Genomic DNA, 25,573 nt, shown 5'->3' on the forward strand with positions numbered 1-25,573 from the left:
CTGGCAACGTATCGCTTGCTTTAAAACAATTAATAGTTGCTTGATCAAACGTCTGCAAGATGGACAATCATCCTTCCTGCAGGCGCCTTCACAAGATACCTGCGCATACTTTCAAAGATCCGGGGAAGTGGCCTCAGCGCCATTCCCGTGTGCTGCGAAGTTTCCTTCGTAGCGAGCCGCCCATTATGCCAGACTTTTTCAGTCCGTCAACACCTTCGTTCGATCATCTCGTTCGGCGGTGGTGGGCACCCTGTTGTCGCTGAAGCCCCTTGGTGGCGACCCCTGCGACGGGGGAGGAGAAGTATGTCCCCATTCGCATCATTTGTGAAGGGGGTGTGGCGATTTTTTTCACCGGATGTTGCATCCGTTCATCCGGCGCGCTGAGGTAGGTTCCCGCGAAGAGCAGCCAAGCGTGGGCTTGACTCTACAAGAGCATTAAGGAAGGGCCGGCCAGCGCCGGCCCTTTCTTTGTCTCAGGCAGCAACCAGGCGCACGCGGGCGAAGGTACGCTTGCCGACCTGCAACAGGCCTTCGAAGCCCGGCTGCAGCACCTGCTGGCCATCTTCGACCACTTCACCGTCGACCTTGACCGCGCGCTCCTTGAGCTTGCGGTTGGCTTCAGAGTTGCTCGGGGTCAGGCCGGCCGCCGTCAACAGCGCAGCGATACGCAGGCCTTCGGCCGGAATCGCCACGTCCTGCAGCGGCAGCTGGGTAATGTCACCCTGCCCGGTCACCGCTGCTTCCCAGCCTGCAATGGCCTGCTCGGCCGCGGCGGCGTCGTGGAAACGGGTCGCCAGTTCACGCGCCAGGCGCAGCTTGACCACACGCGGGTTCAAGCCGCCATTGGCCACCTGCTCGCGCAGCTGCACGGCTTCGGCCTGGCTGATGTCGAAGGACAGCAGTTCGATCCAGCGCCACATCAGGGTGTCGTCCACCTTCATGGTCTTGGTGACGATGTCGATGGCCGGCTCGCTGATACCAATGTAGTTGCCCAGCGACTTGGACATCTTGTTGACGCCGTCCAGGCCTTCCAGCAGCGGCATGGTCAGCACCACCTGCGGCTTCTGGCCGTGGTGTTCCTGCAGGCCACGGCCCATCAGCAGGTTGAACTTCTGGTCGGTACCGCCCAGTTCGACGTCGGCCTCCAGGGCCACCGAATCGTAGCCCTGCACCAGCGGGTACAGGAACTCGTGGATGGCGATGGACTGCTGGGCGGCATAGCGCTTGGCGAAGTCGTCGCGCTCGAGCATGCGCGCCACGGTGTGCTGGCCGGCCAGGCGGATCATGTCGGCCGCGCCCATCTTGCCGAACCACTCCGAGTTGAAGCGGACTTCGGTACGGCTGCGGTCGAGCACCTTGAACACCTGTTCCTCGTAGGTACGGGCGTTGGCCAGCACGTCATCGCGGCTGAGCGGCTTGCGGGTCAGGCTCTTGCCGGACGGGTCGCCGATCATGCCGGTGAAGTCGCCGATCAGGAAAATGACCTGGTGGCCGAGGTCCTGGAACTGGCGCATCTTGTTCAGCAGCACCGTATGGCCCAGGTGCAGGTCGGGCGCGGTGGGGTCGAAGCCGGCCTTGATCCGCAGCGGGCGGCCTTCCTGCAGGCGCGCACGCAGATCCTCGAGCTTGAGGATCTCGTCGGCACCACGGCCGATCAGGGCAAGGGCTTCTTCAATCGAGGACACGTGACTACTCCCGGCAACGCCGATTCTTGTGTGGGGTGTTAAAGCGAAGTTAACCCGATTGGCTTCACAAAAGCCAATGGGCACAAGGGTTTGACGCGGTTTTCTCAGGTGTCTATGGTAACCGGCGATCAGGCCCGCACTCCCAGGCCGCCAGGAAAAAACCGCCGATGCACAATTCCGAACAAGGGCGCGCACGCAAGCAGCGCTTCCAGGAACGCCTCCACGTCCTGCACGACAACACCCTGCATCGGAAGCTCAGGCAACATCTTCCCGCCGCCTTCAATGAGCGCTGGACCCGCCGCCATTGGATGCACGCCAGCCTGTTTGCGACCATCGGCGCCTTGGTGGCGACGATCGTCCCCGGTTTCTCGCACACCATCGATGCGCCTTACGCCGACAGCCACACCAGCCTGGCGCTGCCGTTGCCGCCGCTGACCATGGCCCGCCAGCAGCAGGTGCCGGGTGACAGCTGGCAGGTGCTGCGCGTGCAGCGTGGCCAGACCCTGAGCGACCTGTTCGACAAGGCTGGCATTCCGGCCACCACCCTGCACCGGGTGCTGGACCACCCCGGCGCGCGTGAGGCGTTGACCAAACTGCGCCCGGGTGCCGAGATCGCCTTCGACATGCCGCTGTCCGGCGACCTGCGCAGCATCCGTTTCGACCGCGATGCCGACAACCGCGTGGAACTGAGCCTGGCCGGCGATGACATCAAGGAGAAAGTGACCAAGCGCGAGTCCTCCACGCGCACCGTGGTCACCAGCGGCGAGATCACCAGTTCGCTGTATGCCGCGGCCCGACGGGCCGGGCTGTCGCCGTCGGCGATCGCGACGATGACCGACGACATCTTCAAGTACGACATCGACTTCTCCAAGGACCTGCAGCCGGGCGACCGCTTCAGCGTGGTGATGGATGAAACCTGGCGCGAAGGCGAGAAGGTGGACACCAGCAAGATCCTGGCGGCGACCTTCACCACCGGTGGCAAGACCTATTCCGGCTTCCGCTTCGACCGCAACGGCAAGTCCGAGTACTACGACATCAACGGCCGTTCGCTGAAGAAGAGCTTCATCCGCATGCCGATCCCGTTCGCGCGGCTGAGTTCGACCTTCGGCGCACGCAAGCACCCGGTGCTGGGCAAGATGCGCATGCACAAGGGCGTGGACTACGCCGCGCGCACCGGCACTCCGATCATGGCCGCGGGCGATGCCCGCGTGCAGTTCGCCGGCGTGCAGCGCGGCTACGGCAACGTGGTGATCCTCGACCATGGCCGCGGCCACACCACCCTGTACGGCCACATGTCGCGCTTTGCGAACATCAGGACCGGCCAGCGCGTGGCCCAGGGCACGGTGATCGGCTACGTCGGTTCGACCGGCCTGGCGACCGGGCCGCACCTGCACTACGAATTCCGCGTCAACGGCGAGCACCGCAACCCGCTGACCGTGACCATGCCGCCGCCGGAACCGCTGAAGGGCGCCGAGCTGGTCGCCTTCCGCGCGCAGACCGCGCCGGCGATGGCGCGCATCCAGGGCATGGAGAAGCTGATCTACGCCGACGCCAGCCCGGCACCGACCAGCCGCGACGAGGCTGCGCCCGAGGTGGCCAGCGCCAAGGACAAGCAGGCGACCGGCCGCAAGCGCGGCTGAGCGTCTTGCGTTGACGAAGAAGGACGCGGCAGCCCAAGCTTGCCGCGTCCTTTTTTTATGCCTGCCATGAACACGACTGCCGACGCTGACGCCCCCCTGTACCTTGGCCTGATGTCGGGCACCAGCGCCGATGGCATCGATGCCGCGCTGGTGCAGTTCCCCGCCGGCGGTGGCTGCCGCTTCGTGCACGGCCTGACCGCCCGCTGGGAGCCGGTGCTGCGCGCGCGGCTGGTGGCGCTGGGCGAAGGTGGCCCGCTGGAGTCGCTGGAGGAACTGGGCGAACTGGACGCGCGGATCGCGATCAACTTCGCCGGGGCCGCCAATCAACTGCTGGCCGAGGCCGGCGTGGACCGCAGCCAGGTGCGCGCGATCGGCTCGCACGGCCAGACCGTGCGCCACCGCCCGCTGGCCGACCCGGCGTTCACCGTGCAGCTGGGCGACGGCAACCGCATTGCCGAACTGACCGGGATCACCACGGTATCCGACTTCCGCCGCCGCGACGTGGCGGCCGGGGGCCACGGTGCGCCGCTGATGCCGGCCTTCCACCTGGGCATGCTGGGCACCGCCGACGAAGACCGCGCGGTGCTCAACCTGGGCGGCATCGCCAACCTGACCCTGATCCCGCGCGAAGGCGCGGTGCGTGGCTTCGATACCGGCCCGGCCAATGCGCTGATGGACGCCTGGTGCCAGCGCCATACCGGCCGCACCTTCGATGCCGATGGCGCTTACGCTGCCAGTGGCACGTTGGACGAGGGCCTGCTGGCCGGCTGGCGCTCGGACCCGTGGTTCGCGCTGCCGCCGCCGAAGAGCACCGGGCGCGAACAGTTTCACCTGTCCTGGGCCGAAGCCCACATGGGGGAAGGCGAGTACGCCGCTGCCGATGTGCAGGCCACCCTGCTGGAGCTGACCGTGGCGACCGTGGCCGATGCGTTGCTGGCGCAGCAGCCGCAGACCCGGCGCCTGCTGGTCTGTGGCGGCGGTGTGCGCAACCGGCAGCTGATGAAGCGGCTGGCGGCGCGGCTGCCGGAGGTGCAGGTGGAGTCCAGCGCGGTGCATGGGCTGGACCCGGAGTACGTGGAGGCGATGGGCTTCGCCTGGCTGGCGCAGCGGACGATGGACGGGCTGGCGGGCAACCTGCCGAGCGTGACCGGGGCAACGGGCCCGCGGATCCTGGGGGCGATCCACCTGGCGTGAGGTGGGCCGTCCGCGCAGGTGAGGCGCCGTTGTAGAGCCGAGCCCTGCTCGGCTTCGCGCAGGCCGGGCCAGGAGCAGCCGAGCATGGCTCGGCTCTACAAAGGCGCTAATCGAAGCCCTGCCCTGCCGGCAGGGCCTGCAGGGCGGCAATCGCGGCGGAGAGGGCGTCCACTTCGGGATCGCCGAAGCCGGAGCGGACCTCCAGTTCACTGCTGAACAGCCCCTGCTCCAGCAAGGCGGCGCAGGTCTGTTCGTGGGTCCAGCCGCGGGCGACCGCGACCCGTCGGATGCGTTCCAGCAGCAGCGGGTCCAGGTCCCGCAGCACAACGTCGGCCATGCTCACTTCCCCGTTCGCAAGGCACCGCCCCCTCGGCGCGTCGGGGGCGATGATCCCGCAGTCCGGGCGGGCAGGCAATCAGGCGACCGGCGGCGGCCCGCGATCGGCGATCCGCGGCCACAGCCACGCCAGCAGCAGCAGGGTTGGCACCACGGTGATCGAGCTGAGGATGAAGAACGTGCTGTAGGACGTGGCTTCGACGATGTAGCCGGAGACGCCACCGACGAACTTGCCCGGCAGGTTGGCCAGCGAGACCAGCAATGCGTACTGGGTGGCGGTGAAGTTGCGGTCGGTCAGCGACGACATGAAGGCCACCAGCACGGTGCCGGCAAAGCCCTGGAACAGGTTGTCGGCACTGAGCGCGGCGTAGAACGCCCACAGCTTGCCCGGATTGTGCGCCATCAGCAGGAAGGCCAGGTTGGACAGCGCCACGCCCAGCGCGGCCACCAGCAGCATGCGGCGGAAGCCGAATGCGGCCACCGCGATGCCGCCCAGGAACGCGCCGCCGATGCCCATCCACACGCCGAACAGCTTGGAGACGGTGGCGATGTCGGCCTTGTCGAACCCCGAGTCGAGATAGAACGGCCCGGCCATCACTCCGATCACCTGGTCGGGGAACTTGAACAGGCCGACGAAGGCCAGCAGCACCAGCGCCAGTGCCACGCCATTGCGGCTGAAGAAGCTGGAGATGGGCTGGACGAACGCTTCGGCAATATCGATGCGGCGCTGCACGGCGGTGGCCGGGCGCTGCGGTTCGGCGCACAGCAGGGTGGTGACGATCGGCAGCAGCATCAGCGCGGCCATCGCCAGGTAGGCGACGATCCAGCCTTCGAACTGGGCCAGGTACAGCGCGCCGGCACCGGCCAGGATCAGGCCGATCCGGTAGCCCAGCGTATAGGTGGCGGCCAGCGCCGCCTGGGCGGTCTGCGGCGCGATCTCGATGCGGTAGGCATCGACGGCCGAATCCTGGGTGGCGCCGGCGAACGACGCCACCAGCACCCACATCACCAACGGCCACACGCCCTGTTCGGGCCGCACGAAGGCCAGCGCGACCAGCCCGACCAGCACCAGCACCTGCGACACCAGCAGCCAGGAGCGGCGGCGGCCGAGCCGCCCCAGCAGCGGGAAGGCGTAGCGGTCCAGCAGCGGTGCCCACAGGAACTTGAGCAGGTAGAAGAAGCTGGCCAGGCTGATCAGGCCGATGCTGCCCAGGTCCAGCCCGACGTCGCGCAGGCGCGTGGACAGGGTCTGCGAGGCGATCAGCAGGAACGGCAGGCCACTGCCGAAGCCGAGCATGGCCATGGTCAGCGCCGACGGGGTACCGAAGGCGCGCTTGATGCCGGCCCAGCCCTTGTAGCTGACCGGCGTGGCGGCCTCGGTCACAGGTCATAGTCCACGGTGAACGGGGCGTGGTCGGAGAAGCGCTCGTCGCGGTAGATCGAGCAGCTGCGCAGTCGGTCACGCAGGCCCGGGGTGATGAACTGGTAGTCGATGCGCCAACCGACATTGTTGGCACGGGCGGCGCCGCGGTTGCTCCACCAGGTGTAGTCCTCTCCGGTGGGGTTGAGCAGGCGGTAGGCATCGGCCCACCCACGGCCGGCGGCGACATCGGTGGCCTGGCCGTGGTCGGCGCACAGCGCGTTGAGCCAGTCGCGCTCCTCCGGCAGGCAGCCGGAGTTCTTCTGGTTGGACTTCCAGTTCTTGATGTCCAGCGCCGAACGCACGATGTTCCAGTCACCGCACAGCACGTAGTCGCGGCCGCTGCGCGCCCACGCTTCGAGGATCGGCCGCAGCCATTCCATCACTTCGAACTTGAAGCCCTGGCGCAGGTCGCCCGAGCTGCCCGACGGGATATAGAAGGAGACCACGCTGAGATTGCCGTAGCGCGCCTCGATGTAGCGGCCTTCGTCGTCGAACGGCGCCCAGCCCAGCGAGGTGATGACCTGGTCCGGCTCGCGCTTGCTGTAGATCGCCACGCCGCTGTAGCCCTTCTTGGTGATGGCATCGCGATAGAAGCAGTGGTGGCCGTCCGGACGGAACATCGGGTCGGTCAGCTGGTCTTCCTGGGCCTTGGTTTCCTGTATGCACAGGACGTCGGCGTCCTGGGCACGGAACCAGTCGAGGAAGCCCTTGGTCGCGGCGGAACGGATGCCATTGGCGTTGAAACTGATGATGCGCATGCGGGGGACCTGCGGCGGGAAACCGGGCAAGCATACCGGTTGCCCGCAGGGCTGCGCAGTCCGCCAGGCGGGGCCTGGACGGCTTTCACATGGCGCTGGACGAGCGCGAAACGCCCAGCTGGATTAGGATTTGTGCTCCAAATGAAGATGAATCGAGTTTTGATGAGCGACCACCGCCACCGTTTCCTGCAGCTGGCCCTGACTGCCGACGCCCTGCGCTTCGGCCAGTTCACCCTCAAGTCCGGCCGGCTGAGCCCCTATTTCTTCAACGCCGGTCGTTTCGACTCCGGTTCGCTGCTGTCGCAGCTCGGCGCCTGCTACGCCGATGCCATCGATGCCACCGGGATCAAGTACGACGTGGTGTTCGGCCCGGCCTACAAGGGCATTCCGCTGGCCACCGCGATGGCCTGCGAGCTGGCCCAGCGTGGCCGCGACCTGCCGCTGTCGTTCAACCGCAAGGAAGCCAAGGACCATGGTGAAGGCGGCCAGCTGATCGGCGCCGACCTGAATGGCAAGCGCGTGCTGATCGTCGATGACGTGATCACCGCCGGTACCGCGATCCGCGAAGCGCTGGGCATCATCCGCGCTGCCGGCGGCACCCCGGCCGGCATCGTGGTGGCACTGGACCGCCAGGAGATCGCCTCGGAAGCCGACCGTCGCTCGGCGGCACAGTCGGTGGCCGAAGAAGCCGGCATTCCGGTGATCGCCGTGGCATCGCTGGCCGATCTGCTTGATTTCGCCTCCGGCAACCCGGAACTTGTCGGTTACCGGCAGCCGCTGGAAGCCTACCGGGCCCAGTACGGCGTCCGTTCGATCCGCTGACCGACCAGGGGAAAGGTCATGTCCCGAGTTCCTGCTGTTCTCTTTGCCGGCCTGCTGCTGGCCGTGCCGTTCACCGTGCCGGCGCAGTCGCGCGACGGCGGCAAGGTGGAAAAGAAGCTGTACTGCTGGAACGAGGGCAAGGAGCGGATCTGCAGTGATTCGCTGCCGGCCGATGCGGTCAATCACGCCCGCGAGGAGTTCAACGCGAAGAGCGGCCTGCGCAATGCGCAGGTCCAGCGCGCGTTGACCGACGAGGAGCGCGCCGCAGCCAGCACCGTGGCACAGCAGCAGCAGCTGGACCTGATGGCCGAGCAGACCCGCCAGCGCACCGAGCAGGCAATGCTGTCCACCTATGGCAGCGAGGACGATCTGCGCCGGGTGTTCGCCGAACGCCAGGAAGTGCTGGACAACAACCTGAAGACCGCCGAGTACAACGTCACCAGCCTGCGCGAATCGCTGGTGGCGCTGCTGGCGGCCGCCGGTGACCGCGAACTGGCCGGTGGCAAGGTGGCCGACAAGCAGGCCGAGGCGATCCGTCAGCGGCACGTGCAACTGCAGTCGCAGCAACGCCTGCAGGCCGGATTCCTGCAGCAGCAGCAGGCGCTGAAGGCCGAGATCGACAGCACGCTGCAGCGCTATCGCGAGCTGAAGGGCGTGGCGCAGGCGAGCCAGGCGCCGTGATTCGCCTGTAGCGTCGGGCCACGCTCGACTCCGCGTGACCTTGGGAAAGGACAGCCGAGCATGGGCTCGGCTCTACAGCAGGCGGCGCCTGGTTACGGGTTGGCCCACGGAATTTATGCACTCTTTACGCGTCGGCCCGGTCCGGCGCGTAGTGCGTTTATGGGCGGCAGGACGACGATGACGGCCTGAGGTGGAGGGGTTCCACCAGGTCGCTATTGAAATGTCCCCCTGGCTGTCTTTGTTGTGTGGCGTGCTGGTGCTGGTCGCCGCCGCCTATCTTCTCTATGTCGTGCTGCGGCCCGAATCGTTCTAACGGAGCCGGCCATGACTGAGATGCTTGTCATTCTTGCCGCCAGCCTGCTGCTGGCGTGGCCGCTGGGCCTGTACCTGGCCCGCGTGATGCGCGGCACGCCGATGAAGGTCGACGTGCTGTTCAACTGGATCGAAAAGCCGTTGTACAAGGTGTTCGGCGTCGATCCCTCGCGCGCGATGTCCTGGCGCGGCTACGTGCTGGCCTTCGTGCTGAGCAACGTGGTGGTCGCTGTGTTGACCCAGGCGGTGTTCATGACCCAGGCCTGGTTGCCACTGAACCCGGACCAGATCCCGAACATGCGCTGGGACACCGCGCTGCACACGATGATCTCGTTCCTGACCAACACCAACCAGCAGCACTATTCGGGCCAGGCGCAGCTGTCCTACCTCTCGCAGATGACCGGCATCACCGGCCTGCAGGTGGTGACGCCGATGATGGGCCTGGCGCTGGCGGTGGCGACGCTGCGCGCGTTGTTCTCGCGTGCGCCGCAGGCTGCGGCGGCCACCGGTGCCGGCGATGACCGCCAGGTGGCGGTAGGCAACTACTACGTGGACGTGGTGCGCCTGTGCGTGCGTTTCCTGTTGCCGCTGTGCCTGGTGTGGACCCTGCTGCTGACCAGCCAGGGTGTGCCGTCGACGATGGCCGGTGGCCCGCAGGCCACGCCGATCGATGCCAGCGCCGGCATGACCGGACAGAAGCTGCCGCTGGGCCCGGTGGCGGCGATGGTCGCGGCCAAGCAGCTTGGCGCCAACGGTGGCGGCTGGTACGGCCCGAACAGCAGCTTCCCGCTGGAGAACCCGACCCCGCTGTCGAACGCGCTGGAAATCGTCGGCATCCTGCTGGTGCCGATGGCGGTGATCTTCATGATCGGCGCGTTCACCGGCCGGCGTCGCTTCGGCGCCCTGGTGTTCAGCTGCATGCTGGGCATGTCGCTGCTTTCCACCGGCGCGATGATGTGGAGCGAAGGGCATAGCGCCAGCGCCGCCACCCCGCTGCTGATGGAAGGCAAGGAGGTGCGCTTCGGCGCCGACGGCACGGCGCTGTGGGCGGCGGTGACTACCCAGGTCTCCAATGGCTCGGTGAACGGCATGCACGATTCGCTGGCGCCGCTGAGCGGTGGCATCGCGATGGTCAACATGCTGGTCAGCGCGATCTGGGGCGGCATCGGCTGTGGCCTGCAGCAGTTCATCGTCTATCTGCTGCTGGGTGTGTTCCTGGCCGGGTTGATGACCGGGCGCACGCCGGAACTGTTCGGCCGCAAGCTGGAGACGCCCCAGGTGCGCCTGCTGGCCCTGCTGGTGCTGCTGCAGCCGATCACCTTGCTGGTGTTCACTGCGATCACCCTGGCCGTGCCCGGCCTGGCCGGCACCTCCAACCCCGGCTTCCATGGCATCAGCCAGGTGTTCTACGAGTATGTCTCGGCCTACGCCAACAACGGTTCGGGCTTCGAAGGACTGGGTGACGCCACGGTGTGGTGGAACCTGAGCTGCTCGCTGGTACTGCTGCTGGGCCGCTTCCCGCTGCTGATCATTCCGCTGGTGGTGGCCGCACAGCTGGCCGCCAAGCGCCAGGCGCCGGAGTCTGCCGGCAGCCTGCAGATCGAAACCCCGACCTTCGCCCTGACCCTGGTCTCGGTGATCGTCATCCTGACCGTGCTGCAGTTCATGCCGGCGCTGGTACTCGGCCCGATCGCCGATCACCTGAGCCTGGGACTGCGCTGAGGACACCCTGATGAGTACCCAAGCAAGTTCAACCCGTAGTACCCATGCACCGCGCCCTGCCCTGCTTGATGGCGCCGGCCTGCGCCGTGCGCTGGTCGAAGCGGTGCGCAAGCTGGCGCCGATGCATCTGGTGCGCAGCCCGGTGATGGCGGTGGTGATGGCCGGCACGATCGTCGCCGCGATCGTCACCCTGACCGGCAATGCACCGCTGGGCTTCGGCCTGGCAGTGACCGCCATCCTGCTGGTGACCGTGCTGTTCGGCAATTTCGCCGAGGCAGTGGCCGAAGCGCGTGGCCGTGGCCAGGCCGCCTCGCTGCGCCGTGCCCGCCAGGACCTGGTGGCGCGCCGGCTGGCGGCGCCGCAGCCGGGCGCAGCCGAAGCCCAGGTGCCTGCCGCCGAGCTGTGCCCGGGCGACCATGTGATCGTCAGTGCCGGTGAGCTGGTGCCGGCCGATGGCGAGATCGTGCAGGGCCTGGCCACCATCAACGAAGCGGCAGTGACCGGCGAATCGGCACCGGTGCTGCGCGAGGCCGGTACCGACCGTTCCGGTGTGATCGGTGGCACCAAGGTGCTGTCCGACCAGATCATCGTGCGGGTGACCGCCGAGCCGGGCCACAGCTTCCTGGACCGCATGATCGCGCTGGTGGAAGGTGCCAATCGCCAGAAGACCCCCAACGAGATCGCGCTGACCCTGCTGCTGGCGGCGATGACGCTGACCTTCCTGGTTGTGGTGGCCACGTTGCCGGCGATCGGCGCGGCCGTGGGCGTGCAGGTCGATCCACTGCTGCTGATCGCACTGCTGGTGTGCCTGATCCCGACCACCATCGGCGGCCTGCTGCCGGCCATCGGCATCGCCGGCATGAACCGTGCGCTGGCTGCCAACGTGCTGGCCAAGTCGGGCAAGGCGGTGGAAGTGGCCGGCGACGTCGACGTGCTGCTGCTGGACAAGACCGGCACCATCACCTACGGCGACCGCCAGGCCAGCCACTTCCATCCGCTGGCCGGCATCGACGCCAGCCAGCTGCGCGAGGCCGCACTGCTGTCCTCGCTGGCCGACCCGACCCCGGAAGGCAAGTCGATCGTGCGCCTGGCGCGCGAACAGGGCTGCGCCACCGCCGAGCCGGACCGTGCCGACTACCTGGCGTTCAGTGCCCAGACCCGGATGTCCGGCGTCGATCTGGAACACGGGCGGCAGATCCGCAAGGGCGCTGCCGATGCGATCCGCGCCCACGTGCAGGCACTGGGCGGCAACGTGCCGGCTGAACTGGCCGGCCGCGTCGAGCAGGTCGCGCGCAATGGCGCCACCCCGCTGGTGGTGGCCGAGGGCCGCCACGTGCTGGGCGTGATCGAGCTGTCGGACGTGGTCAAGCACGGCATGCGCGAGAAGTTCGCACAGCTGCGGGCGATGGGCATCCGCACGGTGATGATCACCGGTGACAATCCGCTGACCGCTGCCGCCATCGCCGCCGAAGCCGGTGTCGATGACTACATCGCCGAGGCGCGTCCGGAAGACAAGCTGGCACGCATCCGCCAGGAACAGGCCGGTGGCCGCCTGGTGGCGATGGTGGGCGATGGCACCAACGATGCTCCCGCGCTGGCCCAGGCCGACATCGGCCTGGCGATGAACTCCGGCACGCAGGCGGCGAAGGAGGCCGGCAACATGGTCGACCTCGATTCAGACCCGGCCAAGCTGCTGGCGGTCGTGGAAGTGGGCAAGCAGCAGCTGATCACCCGCGGTGCGCTGACCACCTTCTCGCTGGCCAACGACGTGTCCAAGTACTTCGCGATCCTGCCGGCGCTGTTTGCCGCTGCGGTTCCGGCCATGGCCGCACTGAACGTGATGCAGCTGTCGAGCCCACGCAACGCGGTGCTGGCGGCGCTGATCTTCAACGCGCTGGTGATTCCCGCGCTGATCCCGCTCGCCCTGCGTGGCGTGCGCTTCCGCCCGGCCACGGCCACCGCGCTGCTGCGCCGGAACATGCTGGTGTACGGCCTCGGCGGCGTGCTGTTGCCGTTCGCGGCGATCAAGCTGATCGACCTCTTCCTTGTCCTGGTATTCGGCGCATGAACCGTTCTGCTTCCACCTCCACCACCCTGCCCCGCGAACCGAAGGCCGAAGCCCGCGTGGCCAGCCTGCAGGACGGCGCCGGCTGGCGCCCGGCGATCGGCCTGGGCCTGGCCACCCTGCTGCTGGCCGGCGCGGTCTACGCCGGCATCGCCACCGGTTTCGCCGGCCTGGCCTACCCCACCCAGGCCGAGGGCAGCCTGCTGCGCGACGGCAACGGCCAGGTGCGCGGCTCGGCCTGGCTGTCGCAGCCGTTCACCGGTGATGGCTACTTCCAGGCACGGCCGTCGGCGGCCAACTACGACCCGATGGCCGCGGCCGGTTCCAACCTGGCGCGCAGCAACCCGGGGCTGGCCGAGCGAGTTACCGCCAGCACGGCGGCGGTGGCCGCGCGCGAGGGTGTCGCCCCGGCGCAGGTGCCGGCCGACCTGGTCACCCAGTCCGGCGGCGGGCTGGATCCGCAGCTGTCGCCGGCGGCGGCGCAGCTGCAGGTGGCACGCGTGGCACGTGCCCGCGGCCTGCCGGTGGAGCGCGTGCAGGCCTTGGTGCAGGCACATACTGAAGGGCGCCAGTGGGGCGTGCTCGGCCAGCCGCGGGTGAACGTGGTGACGCTGAACTTCGCGCTGGACCATGCGGCCAAGGCGCCGTGATGCCGGCCTGCATCGGCTGCGCGCACAATGGCGGCCATGACAGCGGCCCCCATGACTGATGCGCGTACCCGCCAGGCCGATGCCCTGGTGGAAGGCCTGCAACGCGAAGCCGGTGGCAAGCTGACCGTGTTCCTCGGCGCTGCGCCGGGTGTGGGCAAGACCTACACCATGCTGACCCGTGCCCAGGAGCAGCTGCGCCGCGGCGTGGACCTGGTGGTCGGGCTGGTGGAAACCCATGGCCGCGCCGAAACCCAGGCCCTGCTGGAAGGCCTGCCGCAGCTGCCGTTGAAGGACGTGGCCTATCACGGCCACGCCCTGCAGGAGATGGACCTGGATGCCGTGCTGGCACGGCATCCGGCGCTGGTGCTGGTGGACGAACTGGCCCATCGCAATGCGCCCGGCAGCCGCCATGAGCGGCGCTGGCAGGATGTGATGGAGCTGCTTGACGCCGGCATCGACGTCTGGACCACGGTCAACATCCAGCATCTGGAAAGCCTCAACGACGTGGTGATGCGCATCACCGGCGTGCGGGTCAGCGAGACCGTGCCCGATGGCGTGCTCGATCGCCTGCACGACATCGTGCTGGTCGATCTGCCGCCGCGCGAACTGATCGCGCGCCTGCAGCAAGGCAAGGTCTATGTGCCCGAACAGGCCGCGCAGGCGCTGCAGGCGTTCTTCTCGCCGGCCAACCTGACCGCCCTGCGTGAGCTGGCGATGCAGGAAGCCGCCGACCGCGTCGACAGCAGCCTGCGTGAAACCCGCGCCGCACGGGGCGAAGGCAACCTGCCGCTACGGCGCGGCGTGCTGGTGGCCATCGATGGCGGCGGCCAGAGCGAGTACCTGGTGCGGGTGGCGCGGCGCATCGCCGAGCGCCGCGACGCACCGTGGACGGTGGTGACCGTGCAGGGCCGGCGCCAGGACGAGGCCACGCGGCGCGAGATCGATGCGGCCTTCGCCCTGGCACGGCGGCTGGGCGGCGACGCCGAACTGCTGCACGGATCGAGCATCGCCGATGCCCTGCTCGACCATGCAGCGCACAACGGCGTATCGACCCTGGTGCTGGGGCGCACCCGTGAGCGCCCGCTGGCGCGGATGTTCAACCGAACCCTGACCCAGCAGCTGATCCAGCGCGGCGCGCACTACGAGATCACCATCATCAGCACGCCGCAGGCCCGGGCGCGCTCGCGCCGCGAAGGTCTGCTGCCACCGATGCGCGGCATCAGCTACGAGCCGGTACAGGCACTGATCGCCACCGCGCTGGCCTGTGCGGTGGCTTGGCTGGCCGAACGCTGGGTCGGCATGGCCGACCTGTCGATGGTGTTCATCGTGGCAGTGGTGCTGGTGGCGGCGCGCACGCGTGCCAGCGTGGCGGTGATGGCGGCGATCCTGTGCTTCCTGGCCTACAACTTCCTGTTCATCGCGCCCCGCTTCACCTTCGCCATCGGTGCGCGCCAGGGCGTGATCACCGTGTTCCTGTTCCTGGCCGCCGCCTTGGTGGCCGGACGGCTGGCCTCGCGCCTGCGCATGCAGGTCATTGCGCTGCGTGCGGCCAACCGCCATGCACGTGCACGCCAGCAGCTGGGCCGTCAGCTGGCCAGCGCCGCTGGCAACGGCGAGGTGGCACAGGCAGGTCGGCATGCCTTGGAGCAGGCGATGGATGTGCCGGCGTGGCTGCGGATCGGCGCGGACACTGCCGCCGGTGGCCGCAGCCAACCCGGCGATACCGACCTGGCTGCCGCCGACTGGGCGCTGCGCCACGGCCAGCCCAGCGGCCGCTTCACCGACACCCTGGCCGGTGCGCAGTGGTGGTTCCTGCCATTGCTGGATGGCGAAGATCGCGCGATCGGCGTGGCCGGCCTGTACCTGCCCGGCGCACAGGCGCGCCTGCTGCCCGAACAGCGGCAGCTTGCCGAAGCGATGGTCGATGACATCGCACAGGCCGCACTGCGTACCCGGCTGGTGGCCGAACTCGAACAAGCACATGTCAGCAATGAGACCGAGCGGTTGCGCTCGGCCCTGCTCTCTTCGGTGTCGCACGACCTGCGCTCGCCACTGGCGGCGATGATCGGTTCGGCCGACAGCCTGGCCAGTTACGGCGCGGCGATGGACACGGCCGATCGCCGCGCCCTGCTGGATACCATCCTGGTCGAAGGCGAGCGGCTGGACCGCTACATCCAGAACCTGCTGGACATGACCCGCCTGGGCCACGAAGGACTGAAGATCAACCGTGACTGGATCGGCGTGGACGAGCTGATCGGCTCGGCCGCACGGCGCCTGCAGCGCTACCAGCCCAAGGTGCGGCTGGAGCTGGACATTCCGTCCACGCTGGCGCCGATCTGGGTACACCCGGCGCTGGTCGAACAGGCCGTGTTCAACGTGATGGAGAACGCGGCCAAGTTCTCGCCGCCCGACGCCGCCGTGCAGGTGCAGGCGCGCGAACTGGACGGCCAGCTGCGCATCGACGTGATCGATGCCGGCCCCGGCATTCCCGACGACGAGCGCGCGCGCATCTTCGACATGTTCTACAGCGTCGAGCGCGGCGACCGCGGCCGCCACGGCACCGGCCTGGGCCTGACCATCTGCCAGGGCATGATCGGCGCACATGGCGGCAGCGTGCAGGCGCTGCCCGGACGCGACGGTCGCGGTACCCTGATCCGCATCACCCTGCCCCTGCTCAAGCCAGCCTCCCACGATGAGCCCGACCCCGATTGATGCCAGCGTGCCGGCCGCGCGCGTGCTGGTGATCGATGATGAAACCCAGATCCGCCGGTTCCTGGACATCAGCCTGCGCGCGCAGGGCTACCAGGTGCGACAGGCCGCCACCGGCCAGGAAGGCCTGCAGCTGGCCGCCAGCGAGGACATGGACCTGGTGATCCTGGATATCGGCCTGCCGGACATGGAAGGCCACGAGGTACTTGAACAGCTGCGGCAGTGGAGCCAGGTGCCGGTGATCATGCTGACCGTGCGCGCCGGCGAAGCCGAGAAGGTGCGCGCACTGGATACCGGCGCCAACGACTACGTGACCAAGCCGTTCGGCACGCAGGAACTGATGGCACGGGTGCGGGCGCTGCTGCGCACGCGCAGCGTACCCAGTGATGGCACGCCACCGGTGTTCGACGACGGCCACCTGCGCGTGGACCTGGTGCGCCGCGAAGTCGCCCTGCAGGGTGAACCGGTGGCGTTGACCCGCAAGGAATACGCGTTGCTGTCGCTGCTGCTGCGCAATGCCGGGCGGGTAGTGACACAGCCGCAGATCCTGCAGGAGATCTGGGGGCCGACCCACCAGCACGATACCCATTACCTGCGCATCCTGGTCGGCAAGCTGCGGCACAAGCTGGGCGATTCGGCGCTGGATTCACGCTACCTGTTCACCGAACCGGGCGTGGGCTTGCGATTCAAGGGGTGAGGGTGTGCCGACCAACGGTCGGCACCCACCAAAGCAAATTCGGAAGAGCATCCACGCATGGCGTGGATCTCTGCTGTGTCGACCAAGGTCGACACCTACCAAGAGCAGTTCATGCGGTTCGGACAGATCGCGGAAATCTGTCGAAGGCGGGGTGGGTCCGGTTGCGGGGGCGTGAGCCGCATGGATGCGGCGACCGAGCTTACATGGGTGAGGGCGCTTTGCTTGCGAAGCACTGCTTCGCAAGCGCCCGAACGCCCAGCCGCCAGCGGCTGGGCCGGGCCCCGGAGGGGGACTTGCAGCGTCCTCCGTAACCGGACCCACCCCGCATCCTACGGATAGCCGGCCTTTGACGTTGACGTTGATTCGGCGGGTGCCGGGCGCCGCCCGGCCCCACCTCAGAACCCCAGCGGCGTGTCGCCCAGCACCGGCTGCAGCTGGCTGCGGAACAAGGCCTTGATGCGCTCCAGTGCGGCCTCGTCGTTGCCTTCGAAGCGCAGCACCAGCACCGGCGTGGTGTTGGAGGCACGCACCAGGCCCCAGCCATCGGCGAAGTCCACGCGCAGGCCATCGATGGTCGACAGGCGGCCCCCCACATACGGGTTGTCCGGCGACTGCGCCGCCGCCACCAGCATCGCCACCAGCGCATGCGGCGTCCCGTCGGCCACCGCTACCTTCAGCTCCGGCGTGGCGACCATCTCCGGCAGTTCGCCCAGTACTTCGTCCGGGGTTTCCTCGCGCTGGGCCAGGATCTCCAGCAGGCGCGCAGCGGCGTACAGGCCGTCGTCGAAACCGAACCAGCGTTCCTTGAAGAAGAAGTGGCCGCTCATCTCACCAGCCAGCTCGGCATCGGTCTCGCGCATCTTCGCCTTCATCAGCGAATGCCCGGTCTTCCACATCAGCGGGCTGCCACCGTTGCGCAGCACATGGTCGGACAGCTTGCCGGTGCACTTGACGTCGTAGATCACCATCGCGCCCGGATTGCGCATCAGCACGTCGGCAGCGAACAGCATCAGCAGGCGGTCGGCATAGATGATCCTGCCTTCGCCGGTGACCACGCCCAACCGGTCGCCGTCGCCATCGAAGGCTACGCCGAGGTCGGCGCCGAAGCGCTTGACCGTCTGCACCAGGTCTTCCAGGTTGGCCGGCTCGCTCGGGTCGGGATGATGGTTGGGGAAGGTGCCATCGACATCGCAGTACAGCGGAATGACGTCGGCGCCGATTGCTTCCAGCAGCTGCGGGGCCAGTGCGCCGGCCACGCCATTGCCGGCATCGGCCACGACCTTCAGCGGACGGTCCAGCTGCACGTCATCGGCGATGCGCTGGATGTAGTCGGCACTGACATCGCGCTGCTGGTAGTCACCCGGCTCGGCGGACTGCACCAGGCGGCCCTCGACGATGCGCTGGTAGAGGTCGGTGATCGCATCGCCGGACAGCGTCTCGCCGCCGATCACCACCTTGAAGCCGTTGTACTCGGGCGGGTTGTGGCTGCCGGTGACCGCCACGCAGGTGCCGGTACGCAGATGGAAGGCGGCGTAGTACACGAGCGGGGTCGGCGCCAGGCCGATGTCGATCACCGCGCAGCCGGCACGGCGCAGGCCCTCGGCCAGCCCGGCCGTCAGCTCGGGTCCGGACAGGCGGCCATCGCGCCCGATCACCACCTCGCGCAGGCCCTGCTCCAGTGCCACGGTGCCGATGGCCTGGCCGATCAGCGCCGCGGTCTTCGGTGTCAGTTCGCTGCCCACCATGCCGCGGATGTCATAGGCGCGGAAGATGCCGGCGGCCAGCTCTTCGGCAGGCACCGGCGGTGGCGTGGCATCGCCACTGCCGGTCGCGGCGGCCACCGGTGGCGGCGCCTGCTGCAGGCTCTCGCTCAGGGTCGGGCCATGGTCGGCCTCGGACGCGGCGGCGCGGCGCGGCAACGGCAGCGACTTCGGCAGCCGGTCGCGCCCCACCACCAGCAACACGGCAATGAACGCCAGCAGCAACGCCACAATGGCGCTGGCCAGCGCGCCCAGGCCGAGCGGACCGGCCTCGACATTTGGCACCGACGCGACCAGCCGCAACGGCGTGCCTGCAACCGGGCGCGCCAGCGCTTCCGCGCTTTCGGCCAGGCTCGGGTCGCCCTGGGTGACCAGATCGAATGCTCCCTGGCGCAGGCCGAGGAAGCCGGCGGACGGCGCGCTGACCTGGTCGAGCGGCGACGTCAGCCGCAGCAGCGGTTGGCGGACATAGATGACGGCCGGCCCCAGGCTGCCCAGCTGCACCGGCGCGGCCAGGCCCAGGCGGTTGCCGCCGCCGTCGCGGACCACGCGCAGGCTTGGCCTGGCCTCGGCCAGCGCCGCTTCCAGCAGCGCCAGGCGGGAATACCCGAAGGTGGTCGGATCGGCATAGGCGTTGGCCAGATCGGCCGCCAGCACCTCGACCTGCTCGACTCCGGTCCAGCTCTCGCGAACGGCCAGCGCCGCCGCAGCGGCGTCGCCGGCCTGCAGCGCCTGCTGCACGCGATCGTTCTTCAACTGCTGCTGCAGCTGCTGCAACTGGCCCGCAGCAGCCTGCTGCAGGCCCTGCACGGCCTGGTCACGCGCCTCTTCCAACGCCTGCCCGTTGGCCTCCTGCCGCCATTGCTGCACCGCGCTCCATCCGAACCAGCCGGCCAACAGGATCAACAGCACCCCCAGTAGAGGTGCACTGCGACCCAACGACCGTCCCCGCTGTCCTTCCCCGATGCCGCTCATCGATGTCCCCTGTCAACGCACCCCGGTATGGCCGAATCCACCCGCGCCCCGCACGCTGTCGGTGAAAGTATCCACTACCTGCAGGCTGACGCGGGCGATCGGAACCACCACCAGCTGCGCGATGCGATCGCCCGGCTCGATGGTGAAGGCCTCGCGGCCACGGTTCCAGACGCTGATCAGCAGCGGCCCCTGGTAGTCGGCATCGATCAGGCCGGTGCCGTTGCCCAGCACGATGCCATGCCGATGGCCCAGCCCGGAACGCGGCAGGATCACCGCGCACAGGTTCGGGTCGGCAATATGGATGGCCAGGCCGCTGGGCACCAGCGCGGTGTCGCCCGGCTGCAGGGTCAGCGCGGTATCCAGCGCCGCGCGCAGGTCCATGCCGGCACTGGCCTCGGTGGCATAGGCCGGCAGCGGCCAGCTGTCGCCGAAGCGCGGATCGAGCAGCTTGACCTGCAGCGGGTGGGAAGTGGATGCCTGGGTCATGCCTGGAGTCTCCGCGCGATCAGCGCCAGCAGTTGTTCGGCCAGCTCGCGCTTGGAAGTGGCCGGGAATACCTGTTCGCCGTCCTGCCAGAAGGCCGTGGCGGCATTGTTGTCGCTCTCGAAACCGCCGCCACTGATGCCGACCTGGTTGGCGATCACCAGGTCCAGGCGCTTGTCGACCAGTTTGCCGCGCGCGTATTTCTCCACGTCGTGGGTCTCGGCGGCGAAGCCGACCACCAGCTTCAGCGACTGCGTCTGTGCAGCGACTTCGGCGAGGATGTCCGGCGTGCGCACCAGTTCGATCACCAGCGACTGGCTGTCGGCGGTCTTCTTCAGCTTCTGCGCGGCGACCTGGCGCGGCGTGTAGTCGGACACCGCGGCGGCACCGATATAGATGTCGGCGGGCAGCGACTTCAGTACGGCATCGCGCATCTGCGCGGCCGAGCGCACGTCGATACGCTGCACGCCCGGCGGCGTCGGCAGCTGTACCGGACCGCTGACCAGCACCACCTGCGCGCCCAGCGCGGCAGCAGCGGCGGCCAGGGCAAAGCCCATCTTGCCGCTGCTGCGGTTGCCGACGTAACGCACCGGATCGATGTCTTCGTAGGTCGGGCCGGCACTGATCAGCAGGCGCAGCCCCTGCAGGGCACGGGTTTCCGGCGCGGCAACCGTCGCAGCGGCGCCGCCATTGGCGGCCAGCGCGGCCACGATGTCGCCGGGTTCGGCCAGCCGGCCGGGACCGGATTCACCTTCGGCCAGCGGGCCATCGACCGGGCCGATCACCTGCGCACCACGCTGGCGCAGCAGGGCGATGTTGGCCTGGGTGGCCGGATGCAGCCACATGCGATGGTTCATCGCCGGGCAGATCGTCAGCGGTGCGGTGCTGGCCAGGCACAGGGTGCTGACCAGGTCATCGGCATGGCCCTGGGCCAGCCGGGCCAGCAGATCGGCGGTTCCCGGCGCGACCACGATGCGGTCCGCCCAGCGGGCCAGCTCGATGTGGCCCATGGCCTGTTCGGCGGCGCTGTCCCACAGCGTGGTGCGGGTCGGCTGCCCGGACAGGGCCTGGAAACTGAGGGGGGTGACGAACTGCTGGGCGCCGGCGGTCATCGCCACCTGCACCTGGGCGCCCGCATCACGCAGGCGTCGCACCAGTTCCAGGGCCTTGTAGGCCGCGATCCCGCCTCCGACGCACAACAGCAGTTTCTGGCCTTCCAGCGCGCGGCCGGGCGCGGGGGAAGCGTTGGGGGAGTCAGCCACCTGGAATTCCTGTGCAAACGAGGGCATTAGCTTACCCGATGGTCGGTAATGTCCCGGTGCACAGCGCACATAGCGGGCAGCTATCAGCAGATGGGACTTGCACCACAGCGCTTCCGGGGTTCAAGACACTGCGATTCGGAACTTTCCTATACCTGTAGGCCGGCCACGTTTGCAGAATCGTCAGTGGCCGCCGCAGGTGTGCCGCTTCGCTTTTCGAGGATTCCGCGTGCACCCGCGCATCATCATCGCCGACGACCATCCCGTCGTCCTGCACGGCATCCGCATCGTGCTGCAGACCCACCTGATGGAGGTCGTCGGCAGCGCGCGTGACGGCGCCGAGCTGCTGCAGCTGGTCGAGCACCACGGCTGCGACGCGGTGCTGACCGACCTCTCCATGCCGGGCACCGGCCCGGATGGCCCGGAACTGATCGCTGAACTGCGCGCACGCCACCCGCACATGCCCGTGGTGGTGCTTACCGGCGCCCGCCACCCCGGCCTGCTCGATGGCCTGCTGCGTGAGGGTGTCAGCGGCCTGGTCGACAAGTGCGCCGATTTCGGCGAGTTGCCGCAGGCCTTGAACGCGGCCATGGCAGGGCAGGTGTTCGTCTCGCAGCAGCTGCGCCACCACCTGCAGGCGCGCGACCTGATGTTCGCGCGCGAACCGGCGGCGCTGTCCGCCCGCGAACAGGAAGTGCTGGACCTGTTGGCCGCCGGGCTGAAAGTGAACGCCATCGCCGTCCACTGCGGCCGCAGCCCCAAGACGATCAGCCGGCAGAAGGCTGAGGCCAAGCGCAAGCTGGGGCTGCAGAACAACCAGGAGCTGTTCGCCTACCTGCAGTCGCGACGCGACTGAGGCAACGGCCGACCCGGGCATGCGTCCTGCCCTGATGGGCCGCATCGCCCCCACTGGCGATGATGCAGGCATGCCCATCCACGACTGGCCCGAACAGGAACGTCCCCGCGAGAAGCTGATCGCACGCGGCCCCGCCACGCTGTCCGACGCAGAACTGCTGGCACTGTTCCTCGGCTCCGGCTTCGGTGGACGCGATGCGGTGCAGACCGCGCGCGACCTGCTGCAGGCGCACGGTCCCCTGCGTGTGCTGCTGGACCGCCCGGCCCGCGAGCTGGCCCGGTTGCCGGGGCTGGGCCCTGCTCGAAGCTGTGCACTGGCCGCCGGGCTGGAACTGGCCCACCGCTATCTGGCGGCCGAACTTCAGCAGGGCGAGGCCGTCGGCAACAACCCGGCTGCGGTCGGCCGCTATCTGCAGCACCGCCTGCGCGGCCAGGCCCGCGAGATCTTCATGGCGCTGTTCCTGGACAACCGCCACCGCCTGATCGCCTGCGAAGAACTGTTCCAGGGCACCATCAATGCCGCCCCGGTCTATCCCCGCGAGGTGGTGCGTCGAGCCCTGCTGCACAATGCGGCAGCGGTGATCCTCAGCCACAATCACCCTTCCGGCGACCCCGAGCCCTCCGGCGCCGACACCCGCATCACCGATGAACTGCAGCAGGCGCTGGCACTGGTGGACGTGCGCCTGCTCGACCACTTCGTCGTCGGCGAGGGCCGCCCCGTTTCATTTGCTGAACGGGGCCTGCTGTCCCCGCCCCAGCCGCGCCTGTTCGGCTGAACGGCCCTGGTCAGGGCCGGGCGGGCGCCCCGCAGGCATGTCCTGGTCAGCGTGGGCGCGGGCATCTGCGCTAAAATGGGCGATTCCGCCGCTCATTCTCACAGCAGGCCTCGTGAAAAATCTCCTCCGCGCCCTGATCAGCCAAGGCATCGAAGCCTTGCGCGCCAATGGCACCCTGCCCGCCGACTCCCTGCCGCCGGACTTCGTGGTCGAGCGCCCGAAGACCCGTGACCACGGCGACTTCGCCACCAACGCCGCGATGCTGCTGGCCAAGGCCGCGCGCAGCAATCCGCGCGCACTGGCACAGGCACTGGTCGAGGCGCTGCCGCGCAGCGAGGACGTCAGCAAGGTCGAGATCGCCGGCCCCGGCTTCATCAACTTCCATCTGGCCCCGGCCGCGTACCAGCGCGAAACCGCCTCGGTCATCAAGGAAGCCCACGACTACGGCCGCAACCTGTCCGGCAATGGCCGCACGGTGGGCGTGGAGTACGTATCGGCCAACCCGACCGGCCCGCTGCATGTCGGCCATGGCCGCGCAGCGGCGATCGGCGACTGCGTGGCCCGCGTGCTCGATGCCAACGGCTGGAACGCCAAGCGCGAGTTCTACTACAACGACGCTGGCGTGCAGATCGAGAACCTGGCGCTGTCCACCCAGGCGCGGATCAAGGGCATCGCACCCGATCAGGACGGCTGGCCGGAAGGCGGCTACCGCGGTGAGTACATCGCCGATGTCGCCCGCGCCTACATGGCCGGTGCCAGCGTCGACCTGGAAGGCAGCACCGTGGTCGGCGCCAAGGACCCGGACGACATGCAGGCAATCCGTCGCTTCGCCGTGGCCTACCTGCGCAACGAGCAGAACCTGGACCTGGCCGCGTTCGGTGTCGACTTCGACATCTACTTCCTGGAAAGCTCGCTGTACGCCGACGGCAAGGTTGCCGAAGCGGTGGCCAAGCTGCAGGCGTCCGGCCACACCTATGAGGAAGGCGGCGCGCTGTGGCTGCGCAGCACCGACTTCGGTGACGACAAGGACCGCGTGATGCGCAAGTCCGACGGCACCTTCACCTACTTCGTGCCGGACGTGGCCTACCACCTGTCCAAGTGGCAGCGCGGCTACGAGCGCGCGATCACCGAACTGGGCGCCGACCATCACGGCTCGCTGGCGCGCGTGCGCGCCGGCCTGCAGGCGATGGAAGTGGGCATCCCGCAGGGCTGGCCGGAATACGTGCTGCACCAGATGGTCACGGTCATGCGCGGCGGCGAGGAAGTGAAGCTGTCCAAGCGTGCCGGCAGCTACTTCACCCTGCGCGACCTGATCGAAGAAGCCGGCCGCGATGCGACCCGCTGGTTCCTGATCGCGCGCAAGCCCGATTCGCAGCTGACCTTCGACATCGACCTGGCGCGCCAGCAGAGCAACGACAATCCGGTGTTCTACGTGCAGTACGCGCACGCCCGTGTCTGCAGCCTGCTGCGCCAGGCGCAGGAAAAGGGCCTGGTGTACGAGCAGGGCAATGGCCTGGCCAACCTTGGCCACCTGGCCGACGATGCCTCGCTGCTGTTGATGAACGAGATCTCGCGCTATCCGGAAGTGGTGGAAGCGGCCGGCGTGGCGCTGGAGCCGCACCTGGTGGCGCAGTACCTGCGTGAATTGGCGCATGCCTTCCACACGTGGTATCACGGGACGCCGGTGCTGGTGGAAGACGCCGCCGATCGCAACGCCAAGCTGACCCTGGCCTGCGCGGCGCGCCAGGTGCTGGCCAACGGCCTTGAACTCCTGGGCGTGAGCGCCCCGGAAAAAATGTAAGCATCAGGAGACGCAGTACACATGGCAGCACGACGCGGCAAAACCCAGGCACGACGCAACAGCAGCAGCCAGGGCACACCCGGATGGGTGTGGCTGGTGGCCGGTGTGGCGATCGCCGCCGTGGTGTTCCTGGCGGCGCCGAACCTGTTCAAGGGCGAAGGCGACGGCTTCCTGCGCGCCGGTCCGCAGCCGAACCCGAACGCGCAGCCGGCCCCGGTTGCTGATGCAGACAGCGATGTCGGCAGCCAGCCAGCCGCGCAGCCGGCCACGCCGAAGCCGGCCGAACCGGAGAAGCCCGCGGCGACGCAGTACGACTTCTACACCCTGCTGCCGGGCAAGGAAGTGGAAATGTCCGACGCCGAACTGGCCGCCAGCGCGCGTGCCGAGGACCAGCGCCGGGCCAAGGCCGAAGCGTCGCGCGCGCAGGCCGCGCTGGAGGGCAAGCCGGTGCCGCCGGCGAGCACGGCCACGCCGGCACCGACCGCAACGGCCAGCGTCGTCAGCACCGCACCGGTGACCGCGAGCAACCGTCCGCTGCCGGCACCGCTGAGCGAGCGCCCGGCCGCGGCAACGCCGCCGGCCAGCACCGCACCGGCGTCGACCAGCACGGCCGCCGCCCCCGCGCCGCGCGCGGAAGCCGCGCCCACCGCGCCGGCGACCACTGCCGCACCGGCGCCCGCCGACAACGCGCGCTACATCCTGCAGGCAGGTGCCTTCGGTGCGTCCGGCGACGCCGAAGCCACCAAGGCCAAGCTGGCCATGATGGGCCTGGCGGCACGCGTGGAGTCGGCGCAGATCAACGGCAAGACCGTGTATCGCGTGCGCATGGGGCCGTACGGCAGCGCCGGCGAACTGTCTGAAGCGAAGCAGAAGCTGGATGGCACCGGCCTGCAGGCGATGGCCATCAAGGCGCAGTGACGTTCTGCGGGACTGCATGAAGAAAGCCGGGCATTGCCCGGCTTTTTTTGTT

21 protein-coding genes are annotated in these 25,573 nt (G+C 68.4%); 14 read left to right on the forward strand and 7 right to left on the reverse strand.

What is annotated here, in order from left to right; genetic code table 11:
* Positions 1–473: 473 nt before the first annotated feature.
* Positions 474–1,685: a tyrosine--tRNA ligase gene (gene tyrS, locus AC5P98_RS14725; protein ID WP_049405782.1), complete on the reverse strand. Its 1,212-nt coding sequence runs from the start codon at positions 1,683–1,685 to the stop codon at positions 474–476.
* Positions 1,686–1,852: 167 nt separating this feature from the next.
* On the opposite strand from tyrS, the gene AC5P98_RS14730 reads away from it, so the two are divergent.
* A complete protein-coding gene (locus AC5P98_RS14730) occupies positions 1,853–3,325 on the forward strand; it encodes a M23 family metallopeptidase (RefSeq protein WP_032961400.1) in 1,473 nt (490 codons plus the stop codon).
* Between the two features lie 66 nt (positions 3,326–3,391).
* A complete protein-coding gene (locus AC5P98_RS14735) occupies positions 3,392–4,519 on the forward strand; it encodes an anhydro-N-acetylmuramic acid kinase (protein ID WP_080281908.1) in 1,128 nt (375 codons plus the stop codon).
* 106 nt (positions 4,520–4,625) lie between these two features.
* Here AC5P98_RS14735 and AC5P98_RS14740 read toward each other — a convergent pair whose 3' ends face one another.
* From AC5P98_RS14740 to AC5P98_RS14750, 3 genes are all read right to left on the reverse strand, one after another.
* Positions 4,626–4,856: a hypothetical protein gene (locus AC5P98_RS14740; protein WP_014645678.1), complete on the reverse strand. Its 231-nt coding sequence runs from the start codon at positions 4,854–4,856 to the stop codon at positions 4,626–4,628.
* 78 nt (positions 4,857–4,934) lie between these two features.
* A complete protein-coding gene (locus AC5P98_RS14745; protein ID WP_014645677.1) occupies positions 4,935–6,239 on the reverse strand; it encodes an AmpG family muropeptide MFS transporter in 1,305 nt (434 codons plus the stop codon).
* Positions 6,236–7,036, reverse strand: a complete 801-nt coding sequence (locus AC5P98_RS14750; RefSeq protein ID WP_049405785.1) for an exodeoxyribonuclease III — start codon at positions 7,034–7,036, stop codon at positions 6,236–6,238. Before AC5P98_RS14750 ends, AC5P98_RS14745 begins: the two co-directional genes overlap by 4 nt.
* 162 nt (positions 7,037–7,198) lie before the next feature.
* On the opposite strand from AC5P98_RS14750, the gene pyrE reads away from it, so the two are divergent.
* The 8 genes from pyrE to AC5P98_RS14790 all read left to right on the forward strand — a co-directional run bounded on the left by pyrE (position 7,199) and on the right by AC5P98_RS14790 (position 16,694).
* Entirely contained in the window at positions 7,199–7,858 is a 660-nt protein-coding gene (gene pyrE / locus AC5P98_RS14755; RefSeq protein WP_032961411.1) for an orotate phosphoribosyltransferase, read from the forward strand.
* A gap of 18 nt (positions 7,859–7,876) precedes the next feature.
* Positions 7,877–8,539 (forward strand): hypothetical protein, encoded by a 663-nt coding sequence (locus AC5P98_RS14760; protein WP_049405787.1) that lies wholly within the window; start codon positions 7,877–7,879, stop codon positions 8,537–8,539.
* A 220-nt stretch (positions 8,540–8,759) separates the two neighbouring features.
* Entirely contained in the window at positions 8,760–8,852 is a 93-nt protein-coding gene (locus AC5P98_RS14765; protein WP_005407770.1) for a potassium-transporting ATPase subunit F, read from the forward strand.
* Between the two features lie 11 nt (positions 8,853–8,863).
* Positions 8,864–10,573 (forward strand): potassium-transporting ATPase subunit KdpA, encoded by a 1,710-nt coding sequence (kdpA, locus tag AC5P98_RS14770; protein WP_049405788.1) that lies wholly within the window; start codon positions 8,864–8,866, stop codon positions 10,571–10,573.
* A gap of 10 nt (positions 10,574–10,583) precedes the next feature.
* Positions 10,584–12,641, forward strand: a complete 2,058-nt coding sequence (kdpB, locus tag AC5P98_RS14775; RefSeq protein ID WP_049405790.1) for a potassium-transporting ATPase subunit KdpB — start codon at positions 10,584–10,586, stop codon at positions 12,639–12,641.
* The gene (kdpC, locus tag AC5P98_RS14780; RefSeq protein ID WP_049405792.1) at positions 12,638–13,288 is read left to right on the forward strand and encodes a potassium-transporting ATPase subunit KdpC; all 651 of its coding nucleotides are present in this window, start codon (positions 12,638–12,640) and stop codon (positions 13,286–13,288) included. The genes kdpB and kdpC overlap by 4 nt, the downstream gene beginning before the upstream one ends.
* A gap of 51 nt (positions 13,289–13,339) precedes the next feature.
* Positions 13,340–16,000: an ATP-binding protein gene (locus AC5P98_RS14785; RefSeq protein ID WP_014645670.1), complete on the forward strand. Its 2,661-nt coding sequence runs from the start codon at positions 13,340–13,342 to the stop codon at positions 15,998–16,000.
* A complete protein-coding gene (locus AC5P98_RS14790) occupies positions 15,981–16,694 on the forward strand; it encodes a response regulator transcription factor (RefSeq protein ID WP_032961423.1) in 714 nt (237 codons plus the stop codon). Before AC5P98_RS14785 ends, AC5P98_RS14790 begins: the two co-directional genes overlap by 20 nt.
* A 395-nt stretch (positions 16,695–17,089) precedes the next feature.
* On the opposite strand, the gene AC5P98_RS14795 is transcribed toward AC5P98_RS14790, so the two are convergent.
* From AC5P98_RS14795 to coaBC, 3 genes are read right to left on the reverse strand one after another with little or no spacing between them, the layout of a single operon-like run.
* Positions 17,090–19,429, reverse strand: a complete 2,340-nt coding sequence (locus AC5P98_RS14795; RefSeq protein WP_049408684.1) for a phosphomannomutase/phosphoglucomutase — start codon at positions 19,427–19,429, stop codon at positions 17,090–17,092.
* A 12-nt stretch (positions 19,430–19,441) separates the two neighbouring features.
* Entirely contained in the window at positions 19,442–19,915 is a 474-nt protein-coding gene (gene dut, locus AC5P98_RS14800) for a dUTP diphosphatase (protein ID WP_014035700.1), read from the reverse strand.
* The gene (gene coaBC, locus AC5P98_RS14805) at positions 19,912–21,201 is read right to left on the reverse strand and encodes a bifunctional phosphopantothenoylcysteine decarboxylase/phosphopantothenate--cysteine ligase CoaBC (RefSeq protein ID WP_014645667.1); all 1,290 of its coding nucleotides are present in this window, start codon (positions 21,199–21,201) and stop codon (positions 19,912–19,914) included. Before coaBC ends, dut begins: the two co-directional genes overlap by 4 nt.
* A gap of 199 nt (positions 21,202–21,400) precedes the next feature.
* On the opposite strand from coaBC, the gene AC5P98_RS14810 reads away from it, so the two are divergent.
* The 4 genes from AC5P98_RS14810 to AC5P98_RS14825 all read left to right on the forward strand — a co-directional run bounded on the left by AC5P98_RS14810 (position 21,401) and on the right by AC5P98_RS14825 (position 25,521).
* Positions 21,401–22,027, forward strand: a complete 627-nt coding sequence (locus AC5P98_RS14810; protein WP_049408686.1) for a response regulator — start codon at positions 21,401–21,403, stop codon at positions 22,025–22,027.
* A gap of 70 nt (positions 22,028–22,097) precedes the next feature.
* A complete protein-coding gene (gene radC, locus AC5P98_RS14815; protein WP_014035697.1) occupies positions 22,098–22,802 on the forward strand; it encodes a RadC family protein in 705 nt (234 codons plus the stop codon).
* 112 nt (positions 22,803–22,914) lie between these two features.
* Positions 22,915–24,603, forward strand: a complete 1,689-nt coding sequence (argS, locus tag AC5P98_RS14820) for an arginine--tRNA ligase (protein WP_032961431.1) — start codon at positions 22,915–22,917, stop codon at positions 24,601–24,603.
* A gap of 21 nt (positions 24,604–24,624) precedes the next feature.
* Positions 24,625–25,521 carry an SPOR domain-containing protein gene (locus AC5P98_RS14825; protein ID WP_049408687.1) on the forward strand — a complete coding sequence of 299 codons (897 nt, stop codon included), beginning with the start codon at positions 24,625–24,627 and terminating at the stop codon, positions 25,519–25,521.
* The last annotated feature ends 52 nt before the right edge of the window (positions 25,522–25,573 follow it).

The sequence above is a fragment of the Stenotrophomonas sp. YJH_SMC_135 genome, from assembly GCF_059372355.1.